At 71.1% G+C, this 10,119-nt stretch carries 8 protein-coding genes and 1 riboswitch; of the genes, 4 read left to right on the top strand and 4 right to left on the bottom strand.

Annotated features, from left to right (window positions below):
- Window positions 1-42: 42 nt before the first annotated feature.
- The 4 genes from ACFRCG_RS01335 to ACFRCG_RS01320 form a co-directional block, all read right to left on the bottom strand.
- A complete protein-coding gene (locus tag ACFRCG_RS01335; RefSeq protein ID WP_380027447.1) occupies window positions 43-1,257 on the bottom strand; it encodes a transglycosylase family protein in 1,215 nt (404 codons plus the stop codon).
- Between the two features lie 68 nt (window positions 1,258-1,325).
- A riboswitch (cyclic di-AMP (ydaO/yuaA leader) is annotated at window positions 1,326-1,563 on the bottom strand.
- A gap of 529 nt (window positions 1,564-2,092) precedes the next feature.
- Window positions 2,093-3,271: a (Fe-S)-binding protein gene (locus tag ACFRCG_RS01330; RefSeq protein ID WP_380027427.1), complete on the bottom strand. Its 1,179-nt coding sequence runs from the start codon at window positions 3,269-3,271 to the stop codon at window positions 2,093-2,095.
- Complete coding sequence (locus ACFRCG_RS01325; protein ID WP_380027425.1) at window positions 3,268-4,653, bottom strand: FAD-binding oxidoreductase; 1,386 nt, start codon at window positions 4,651-4,653, stop codon at window positions 3,268-3,270. Before ACFRCG_RS01325 ends, ACFRCG_RS01330 begins: the two co-directional genes overlap by 4 nt.
- A gap of 321 nt (window positions 4,654-4,974) precedes the next feature.
- Window positions 4,975-5,742 carry an SDR family NAD(P)-dependent oxidoreductase gene (locus tag ACFRCG_RS01320; protein ID WP_380027423.1) on the bottom strand — a complete coding sequence of 256 codons (768 nt, stop codon included), beginning with the start codon at window positions 5,740-5,742 and terminating at the stop codon, window positions 4,975-4,977.
- Window positions 5,743-5,859: 117 nt separating this feature from the next.
- Here ACFRCG_RS01320 and ACFRCG_RS01315 point away from each other — a divergent pair, with 117 nt between their 5' ends.
- From ACFRCG_RS01315 to ACFRCG_RS01300, 4 genes are all read left to right on the top strand, one after another.
- On the top strand, window positions 5,860-6,633 hold the full coding sequence (locus ACFRCG_RS01315; RefSeq protein WP_161500913.1) for an IclR family transcriptional regulator: 774 nt from the start codon (window positions 5,860-5,862) through the stop codon (window positions 6,631-6,633).
- A 579-nt stretch (window positions 6,634-7,212) separates the two neighbouring features.
- Window positions 7,213-8,064, top strand: coding sequence for a fumarylacetoacetate hydrolase family protein (locus ACFRCG_RS01310; protein ID WP_380027421.1), 852 nt, complete (start codon window positions 7,213-7,215; stop codon window positions 8,062-8,064).
- Window positions 8,061-8,966: an SMP-30/gluconolactonase/LRE family protein gene (locus ACFRCG_RS01305; protein WP_380027418.1), complete on the top strand. Its 906-nt coding sequence runs from the start codon at window positions 8,061-8,063 to the stop codon at window positions 8,964-8,966. Before ACFRCG_RS01310 ends, ACFRCG_RS01305 begins: the two co-directional genes overlap by 4 nt.
- A 186-nt stretch (window positions 8,967-9,152) precedes the next feature.
- Window positions 9,153-10,088, top strand: coding sequence for a zinc-binding dehydrogenase (locus ACFRCG_RS01300; protein ID WP_380027416.1), 936 nt, complete (start codon window positions 9,153-9,155; stop codon window positions 10,086-10,088).
- Window positions 10,089-10,119: the final 31 nt, after the last annotated feature.

Genomic DNA, 10,119 nt, shown 5'->3' with positions numbered 1-10,119 from the left:
GGTCGACGGGCCCGGCCCTGGAACTTCCCGGTTGTGCTCGGATCAGATGTTGACGCCGTGCGCGCGCAGGTAGGTGACGGGGTTGATGCCGCTGCCGTAGTTCGGGGTGGTGCGGATCTCGAAGTGCAGGTGCGGGCCGGTCACGTTGCCGGTCGCGCCCGAGAGGCCGATCTGCTGGCCGGTGCTCACCGTCTGGCCGGCGCGGACGCCGATGCTGGACAGGTGGGCGTACTGCGAGTACTTGCCGTCCGCGTGCTTGATGACGACCTCGTTGCCGTAGGCGCCACCGTTGCCGGCGCTGACCACGGTGCCCGAGGTGATGGCCTTGACCGAGGTGCCGGTGCCGACCACGAAGTCCTGGCCGGTGTGGCTGCCGCTGGACCACATGGAGCCACCGGTGCCGAACGCGGTGCCCAGCGCGCCGTTCACCGGAGCGACGTAGCCCGAGGAGTTGACGGCGGTGCTGCCGGCCTTGGCCGAGGAGGTCTTGGCCACGACGGGGGCCTTCTCCTTGGTCACGGGCTTCGGCGCGACCTTGACCGACACGGAGGGCTTGGCCTCGGTCTTGGTCTCGACCTTGGCCTCGGCCTTCGGCGCGACCTCGGTCTTCGTGGCGACCGCGGCCTTGCCGGAGAGCGAGAGCTTCTGGCCGACCAGGATCAGGTTCGGGTTGCCGCCGATGACGGACTTGTTGTCGGCGTACAGCTTGCGCCAGCCGCCGTCGACGTCCTTGGCCGCGGCGATCTTGGACAGGGTGTCGCCCTTGACCACGGAGTAGGTGGTGGTCGTGGCCTTGGTCTCGGCGGCCGGGACGACCTCGATCTTCGGGGCCTTCGGGGCCGGCGCGGCCTCGACCGGCTTCTCGGCGACCTTCGGGGCGACCTTGACGGTGGCCTTGGTCGAGCCCGACTTGGCGCTGGGGGAGATGGCCGGAGCGGCGCCGCCACGGGTCAGGCCCGCGGGGCCCGAGGTGTTCGGCCACGCGCCGGGGCCCTGTACGGCGAGGACCTTCTCCGCGATGGCGATCTGCTGGTCCTTGGTGGCCAGGTCCGCACGCGGGGCGTACTGCTGACCGCCGAACTCGTTCCAGGTGCTCTGCGTGAACTGCAGGCCACCGTAGAAACCGTTGCCGGTGTTGATGTGCCAGTTGCCCGAGCTCTCGCCCATGGCGACCTTGTCCCAGACGGAGACCGGGGCGGCGGTGGCGGAGGTGGCGAAGCCGGTGATCAGCGGGGCGGCGACGATGGCGCCGGCCATGCCGAGGGTGAGCGCGAGGCGCGCGTTCTTGGGCTTGCGGGCAGGGGTGATGAACGACTGCACGAAGATTTTTCCTTCTCCCACGCCTACGAAGTGAGCTGTCGGATTCGGGCTGGAGAGTCTCGCCCGGCCGGCGTCGACTCCTCGGGTATCGAGGAGGCGGGCACGGCTTCACCCCAAGCCGTCGTTATCGGACGTCCACGACATGCGGACGCCCGGGACGGCATTCCACTTGGTTCCCCCGCTCCTGCCTTTCGGGTTTCGTACCGTGGCCTCTCCGGCGGCAGGATTCGGCGAACCGGGAGACACATTCCGCCGAACACCGGACCGGTGCGGCGAAGCACCAAACTACGCATACACCCGACTCGGATCCAAACATCATGTTTCGCCGAAACCGAAGATTCGGGTCGGAAGGGTGGAATTCCGGGACCGAAAGTCCCGAAGCATCCACGCATTGTGCCCGGGACCTTCAGCGGAGAGTGAGATCGAAATCGCGGGGAGTGAGAATCGCGGAAACTCGGTTCACGGTGCGTGCGAGTTCCTGACAATCGGTGCGCGGGATGTGACGTGCGCCACGGGATTTGCCGGAAACGCCGGTCTCGGGATGGTGGAAAACGGGTCGAAACTGGGGCCCACCTGCCCATTCGTGGGATGGAGCGAGGGCGAAGGCGCGCGCGTCGCGGGGTTGGTGTTCGACGGGATGGCTCCCTTCGAACCGGGTGGCGTGGTGGAAACCCGTGGGTGTCTCGGGTCGGGTACGGCGTATGCGGCTCCCCCCGTGTGGAGTCGCATACGCCGAACTCGACCCGAGATCCCGGTGTCGGGCCCGTGATGGTCAGGGTGTCCGGGCGCCGCCGTCGGGTGTGGTGAGGAATTCGGCGAGGTGTACCGCGCGTACGCGCGACCTGCGGCGCCGCAGGCCGGTGCGGAGTTGGCGCAGGCAGCCCGGGTTGACCGCGACCACGACGTCGGCGCCACTGGCCTCGATCGCGTCCAGCTTGCGGTCGAGGATGCGGCGGGATTCGATCGGGCGCAGGAGGGAGTAGGTGCCGGCCGCGCCGCAGCAGTCGCCGGCGCCCGGGGTTTCCACGAAGTCGGCCACCGCGGAAAGGACTGCGCGCGGTTCGCGCCATACGCCGAGGCCGTTGCGCAGGTGGCAGGAGTCCTGGAGGGTGACCCTGACCCGGCGGCCGGCCACCCGGCGTTCGGGCAGTGCCGAGACGTCGACCACCTCGGACAGTTCGGCGACCCGGTCGCGGCCGATGACGTCGGCCAGGTGCGCGGCGCATCCGCCGGAGGTGGTGACGATCCGGCCGGGGAGGCGTTCGCCGAGGCGGCGGGCGAGGGCGCGGCCCTTGGTCAATTCGCCGTTGTGCGCGTGCAGCGCTCCGCAGCAGCCCTGGTCGTCGGGCACCTTCAGGCCGGGCAGGAGGGTGCGGGCCGCGCGGGAGACCCTGGGGAACATGGCGCGTTCGAAGCAGCCGAGCATGAGGGAGGCACCGGTGCCGGCGGGTGGCGTGGGTGGCGTGGGTTGTGCGGGCTGTGTGGGTTGGATGGGTTGGATGGGTTGTATGGGTGGCTTCGGGGGCCGGGGTGCGGCCGGACCGGTTGCCTTGTCGGGGCCGCTGCGCCCGGCCGGCAGGACGAAGCGGCCCCAGCCCATCGCGCGGACCACCGGCGGCAGGCTCACCACCATCGTCAACAGCCGGGCCAGTGGCGGTCGGTGTTTGCCCCGCCACTGGTGCTCGCGCCACTGTTCCAACAAGGAGCCGTACGGGACGCCCGCCGGGCAGACCGGTTCGCAGGCGCGGCAGCCCAGGCACGCGGAGGACTGTTCCAGCAGGGTCGGGTCGTCGGCGTCCAGGCGACCGGTCTCCAGCGCGCGCATCAGGTTGATCCGGCCGCGCGGCGAGGAGGCCTCGTCGCCGGTGGCGGCGTACGTCGGACACGCGGGCAGGCAGAAGCCGCAGGAGATGCAGCGGGAGAGTTCCTCGGGGTCGAACATACCGGTCATGAGCCGAGCTTTCCGGGATTGAGGATGCGGGCGGGATCGAAGGCGGTCTTGATCCGGCTCAGCAATTGCAGTTGGTCGTCGCCGAGTTGGGCGCGCAGGTGCGGCAACTTGGCGGCACCTACGCCGTGTTCGCCGGTGATGGTGCCGCCGAGTTCGATCGCGGTGCGGAAGATGTCGTCGAAGGCGGCGTGCGCGCGCTCGATCGATTCGGTGTCGTTCGGGTCGGCCACCACGCAGGTGGGGTGGAGGTTGCCGTCGCCGGCGTGACCGAAGGTGGCGATGGTGACGGTGTGCCCGGCCGCGATGGCGTCGATCCGGTCGACCATCTCGGCGATCCTGGGTCGCGGCACGGTGGCGTCTTCGAGGATGGTCAGCGCGCCGAGTCGGGACAGTGCGGGCAGCGAACATCGGCGAGCGGTCAGCAGTGCCTCGGCGCCGGCCACGTCCTCGGCCAGGGTCCATTGCGTGGCGCCGGCCGCGTCGCACAACTCGGCCATGCGGTTCAGGTCGTGGCGGACCGCGTCGGACGTACCGTCGTCGCCGAACAGGAGCAGCGCCCCGGCGTCCCGGCGCAGGCCGAGGTCGGCGAAGTCCTCGACCGCGTTGATGCAGCTTCGGTCCAGGAATTCCAGGGTTGCCGGGACGATGCCGGCGGAGAGGATGTCGGCGACCGCGCGGCCGGCGTGGGCCAGGTCGGGGAAGTAGGCGATCCCGGTGCCCGTGTCGGCGGGGGAGGGCAGCAGGGCCATGGTGATCTCGGTGATCACGGCGAGGGTGCCCTCGGAGCCGGTGAGCAGGCGGGTCAGGTCGTAGCCCGCCACGTCCTTCCAGAGCCGGCCGCCGGTGCGGATCACCTCGCCGGTGGGCAGTACCGCCTCCAGGCCGAGTACGTAGTTGCGGGTGACGCCGTACTTGAGGCCGCGCAGTCCGCCCGCGCAGGTGGCCACGTTGCCGCCGACGGTGGAGACCGTGCGGCTGCCCGGGTCGGGCGGGAAGAGCAGGCCGTGTGCTGTCGCGGCGTCGGCCAGGGCGGCGGTGGTCACGCCGGGTTCGACCACGGCGAGCAGCTCGTCGGGGCTGATCTCGCGGATGCGGTTCATGCGTGTGGTGACCAGGACGATGCCGCCGTTCAGGGCCACGGTGGCCGCGCACAGGTTGGAGCCGGCGCCCCGGGGGACGACCGGCACGCGGTGCTCGGTCGCCAGGCGCAGCACGGCGGCGACCTCGGCGGTGTCGGCCGGGAAGACCACGGCGTCCGGGAGCCGGTCGAACAGGGGGGTGGCGTCGCGGGCGTACGGCACCAGGTCGCCGGTGGTGTGGCGGACGTGTTCGGCGCCGACGATCGCGCTCAGGCGGTCGATCAGGTCCATGGACAGGGGCATGTTCCGTGGGTCTCCCTCGGGCGGGTGGCCGTCGTGCTGGGTGGGCTCGCCGCCGACGGCGGTCGTGTCGGCAGGGCGGGTCGGCGGGTCGGCCTGCGTTGTCCTCGAACGCCGGACGGGCTGAGATGTGCCGTGGACCTGGCCGGGGTGGCTGCGGATCGGATTGGGGTTGGGGATGGGGTGTGGGTGAACTGCGGTTTGGCCTGGGAGAGTTGCTGTTCCGATCCGGGTGGTTGCGGGTCGGGTCGAGTTGAGTTGCGGTCCGGACCGGGGTGGGTTGCGGGCCTGGGGTGGTGGCCCGGTTCTGGCTGGGGGTTGGTGCTACATGACTGCCAGTTGGCCGCCGTCTACGACCAGTTCGGTGCCGTGGATGAAGGCCGCGTCTTCCGAGGCCAGGAAGGCGTAGGCGGCGGCTACGTCTTCGGCGCGGCCGGCGCGGGCCAGGGGGATTCGGGTGGTGATGTACGTCGATTCGAAGTCGGGGTCTGCCATTGCGCCTGCGATCGAGGCGTTGAGTGGTGTACGGATGTATCCGGGGCACAGGGTGTTCACCCGGATCCCGTACCGGCCCAGTTCCACCGCCATCGTCTTTCCGAGCAGGAGGACACCTCCCTTGGAGGCGTTGTAGTGCGCGTAGTCCTCCTCGCCCGCGATCCCGTTCGTGGACGACATGTTGACGATCACCCCGCCGCCGCCGCGTTCGACCATGTGCCGGCCGACCGCCTGGCCGACCAGGAACATGCCGCGCAGGTTGACCGCGAGCATGCGGTCGAAGTGCTCGGCGGTGATCTCCAGGAAGGGTTCGCGCCAGGCGATGCCGGCGTTGTTCGCGAGTACGTCGATGCCGCCCAGTTCGCGGACGGCCGCCTCGACGAGGGCGGTCGCGTCCGGCTCGTGGCTGACGTCGACGGCGAAGCCGGTGACCTCGCCGAGCGGGCGCAGTTCCGCGACCGCCTCGTCCACCTCGGCCGGATCCAGGCCGCCCACCAGGACGCGGCACCCCTCTTCGAGGAAGCGCCGGGCGGCCGCGAAGCCGATACCGCTGCTGCCGCCGCTGACGAGTACCCGCTTGCCGATGAGCCCGCGCATCGCTTCTCCTCCGTGACCGGTCGACGAGCCGGGACGTTATCAGCGATGCGCGGTACGGTCTATCATTCCATCAGGCGGAATGCCATCCCATTTATGCTTCGTTCCCTAGGGGGGCCCTTGACCGGCAACAGCGATTCGCCCGTGATCAGCGTGGATCGAGCACTGCGGATCCTGATGCGTATGGGCGAAATGCCCCGAGGCATCGCCTTGGAGGAGCTTGCGAGTGATCTGGACATCCCGAAGAGCACTCTCCACCGGCTGCTCGGGGCGCTCAAGCACCGCGGATTCGCCGCCCAGCCCGAGGTGAACGGCCCCTACTTCATCGGGAGCCAGCTGCTCGCCACCGCGTTCCGCTTCCACGACGACATCGACCTGCGCTCGATGGTGCACCCGCTGCTCGCCGACCTGCGCCGGGTGACCGACGAGACGGTGCACGTGGCGATCCTGGACGCGGGCGAGGTGGTCTACCTGGACAAGGTCGAGGCGTCCGGCGCGATCAAGCTCTCGTCCGTGATCGGCGGGCGAAATCCCGCGCACAGTACGGGAGTCGGCAAGGCGCTGCTGGCCTGGACGTATCCCACCGACGAGGCGCTGCGGGCCTGGGCGACGCCTCGGCTGCCGCTGCGGCCGGCGACCCGACACACGCTCACCTCGGTGCCGAAGCTGGCCGCCGAGCTGGACGAGGTGCGGCGTCGTGGCTGGGCCACGGACCTGGAGGAGAACGAGCTGGGGCTGCGGTGTGTGGCGGTGCCGCTGTTCCTGGGACGTTCGGCGCCGGCGGCCGCGATCAGCGTGACCGGACTGAAGTCGCGGATGACGTCGGCGCGAATGACGGAACTGGCCGAGGCGCTTCGCTCGCGCGTGGCCGAATGGGCGGGCTCGGCAACCTAGCCCGCGCTCCGAGACTGCCTCGCGCCGCCCTCGATCGCCGGACAGGCTGCGATCGGCCCCGGCCGTGGGCGCCCACACCGCTGCGCGGGCGCCGCGAGGTGTCCTCAAGCGCCGGACGGGCTGGGGTGGGTCGGGTAGCGGGTGTGCCTGCGGTTGTGTGGGTGCGAGGTGTCCTCAAGCGCCGGACGGGCTGGAGTTGCCCGGGTTGCGGATGCGCGAGCGCGAGGCGTTCTCGAATGTCGGACGGCTGAGGTTGCCGGGTCCCGGGTGGGCCTGCGGATGTGCGGGTGTGGTGTGTGCTCGAGCGTCGGGTGGGCCGGGGGTGCCCCGGATTTGTGACGTTGTGCGGGTGCGCGGGTGCGGTGTGTTCTCGGATGTCGGAGGGGCTGGAGTTCGGGCTGGGCGGGTTGGGGGGCCTGGGGTGGCAACTTTCTTGTTTGGTGGGGGGATTGGCATGGGTTGAGGGTTTGGGTGTGGGGGGCGGGGGGCTCTTGACAGGTTTGGCGGGGCGTTGTTTTACTCGCTTCGCTACTTGGAATTGCGTTCCGCTAGACGGAATGCCGAATTACGGGGAGTGGCATGAGGTTGGCGACAGTTGACTGCGAGGGCCGGGCGGTGGCCGTGGTCGAGCGCGACGGGGGGTTGTACCGGCTCGACGGGCCCGGTGGCGGGACGCTCGGGGCGCTGGTCGCGGCTGGGCCCGAGGTGGTGCGGGCGGTGGTCGATGCCGCCGTGGAGCCGGTCCGGGCGACTCGGTACCTGGCGCCGTTGCGGCCGGGGAAGATCGTCGCGATCGGACTGAACTACCTGGACCACATCCGCGAGGCCGGTGTGGAGCCGCCGAGCAACCCGCTGGTGTTCGCCAAGTTCCCGTCCAGCGTGATCGGCAGCGGCGATGCGATCGTCGTCGACGCCGAACTGACCAAGGACGTGGACTGGGAGGTGGAACTCGGCGTGGTGCTCGGCCGGCCGCTGCGCAACGCGGACAAGGACGAGGCGATGGCCGCGATCGCCGGCTACACCGTCGCCAACGACGTCTCCGCCCGCGACCTCCAGTTCGGCGACGGGCAGTGGGTGCGCGGGAAGAGCCTGGACACGTTCTGTCCGCTGGGTCCGGTCCTGGTCACCCCCGACGAGGTGGCCGACCCGCAGGCGCTCGCGCTGCGCACCCGCGTCAACGGGCAGCTCGTGCAGGACTCCTCGACCGCCGAAATGCTGTTCGGCATCGCCGAGTTGTTGTCGTACTGCTCGCGGGCCTTCACCCTCGAACCCGGCGACCTCGTGCTCACCGGCACCCCCTGGGGCTGCGGCGCGTTCATGGACCCGCCGCGCCGGCTGGCACCGGGCGACGTGCTGGAGACCGAGATCGAGGGCATCGGCGTACTGGTCAACCCGGTCGTCGGCGCCGAGGCCCGACCGGGACGTCCGTGACCCTCGGCGGTTCCGTCCCCGGCGCGGGGGCGGGGCCGGTCTCGCTGTCGCCGCCGGCGGTCACACTCGGCGAGAGTCCGTGCTGGGACGCGCGCGGCGGCCGGCTCCTGTGGGTGGACATCCCGGCGGGCCGGGTCCACTACCTGGCCCCCGACACCGACCTGTACGGCTGGTACGACATCGGCCGACCGGTGAGCGCGATCGTTCCGCGCGTGGTCGGCGGCTTCGGTCTCGCCGTGCGTGAGGGATTCGCCGTCCTGGAGCCGGACGGCACGGTCCGGATCGTCGCCCCCGTGGAGGCCGACCGACCGGGCAACCGGATGAACGACGGGGCCTGCGACCGGGCCGGCCGCTTCTTCGCCGGCACCAAGGCGGAGGACGACACCCCCGGCGCCGGCGCGCTCTACCGACTCGACCCGCCCGACACCGCCCACCCGAGCCGACTGCCGCAACCCGTCCGTGTGTTCGCCGACGTGACCAACTCCAACGGGATCGCCTGGAGCCCGGACGAGCGACTGGTCTACTACGTGGACACCGGCACCGGCCGGATCGACGTCTGCGCCTACGACCCGACCGACGGCACCGTCTCCGACCGCCGACCCTTCGCCGAGATCCCGGCGGAGGCGGGCCTGCCCGACGGCCTGACCGTCGACGCCGACGGCGGCGTGTGGGTCGCGTTGTGGGAGGGCGGGGCGCTGCGCCGCTACACCCCCGACGGCCGGCTCGACCGCACCCTGCCCGTCCCGGTACGGCGGGTGACGAACTGCGTCTTCGGCGGCCCCGACCTGGACGTGCTCTACGTGACCACGGCCGCGACCGACGACCGGGAACCGCTGGGCGGCCGGTTGTTCGCGTTCCGCCCCGGGATCCGCGGCCTGGCCGCACACCCCTACCGAGGCTGACCCCCTTCGGGGCCGACCACCCCCGCGACCTGCGGCCCACCACCGCCTCGACCGCGTCCCCCGCGACCTGCGGCCGACACCGCCGCGACCCCACGATCGACCCCACACCCGCCCCAGGGCGAGATGGAGAGTGCACGTGAAGGCCAACCAGTACACCGGCGACGGGGCGACCCAGGGGGCACGACGATGAGGGCGCTCGTGTTCACCGGACCCGCCACCGTCGAGATGGACGACGTGGCCGAACCCGAACCGGCCGAGGACGAGGTACTGATCCACGTACGCAGCGCCGGCATCTGCGGCAGCGAACTGCACGGCGTACGCACGCCCGGCTTTCGTGTTCCGCCACTGGTGATGGGACACGAGTTCGCGGGCGTGACCGACGACGGAACCTCGGTCACCGTCAACCCGATCCTGTCCTGCGGCACCTGCGACCTGTGCCGGGGCGGCCTGCGCCAGGTCTGCCGCGACCGTCGGATCATCGGCGTACACCTGCCCGGCGGCTTCGCCGAGCGCGTCGCGGTACCGCGCTCCGCGCTGCACAAGCTCCCCGACGACATGTCGTGGGAGGCCGCCGCGGTGATCGAGCCCGCCGCCAACGCGGTACACGCCTGGCGGCTCGCCGACGTCGCGCCCGGCGCCCGGGTCGGCGTGATCGGCGCCGGCGCGATCGGCCTGGTCTGCGTCCTGGCCGCCGCCGGCGAGGAGACCGCGAGCATCGCGGTCGCCGACCGCTCGCCCGAACGCCGCCGGATCGCCGCCAAGTTGGGCGCCACCACCGTGGCCGGCCAACTCACCGGCGAGTTCGACGTGGTCTTCGACGCGGTCGGCAGCAGCGAAACCCACGAGCAGTCGGTGCGCCTGCTGCGTCCGGGCGGAGTGGCGATCTGGCTCGGCCTGGCCGGGGCCGAGGCCGGCTTCGACGCGACCGTGCTGGTCCGTACCGAAAAGCGCGTGCTCGGCTCGTTCGCCTACACCAACGCGGAGTTCGAGCGCGCCGTCGACCTCGTCGGCGGCTGGGGCCTGGGGTGGACCGCGAGTTACCCCCTGGAGTCGGGCGCGGAGATCTTCACCGACCTCATGCGCGGCGGCAGCCACCCGGTCAAGGCGATCCTGCGCCCCTGACCCGCCCACCCGCCCACCAGCGCGACCGGCC

This window comes from Embleya sp. NPDC056575 (assembly GCF_042793325.1).
Taxonomy (GTDB): domain Bacteria; phylum Actinomycetota; class Actinomycetes; order Streptomycetales; family Streptomycetaceae; genus Embleya.
This window is presented reverse-complemented; position numbering and strand designations above follow the sequence as displayed.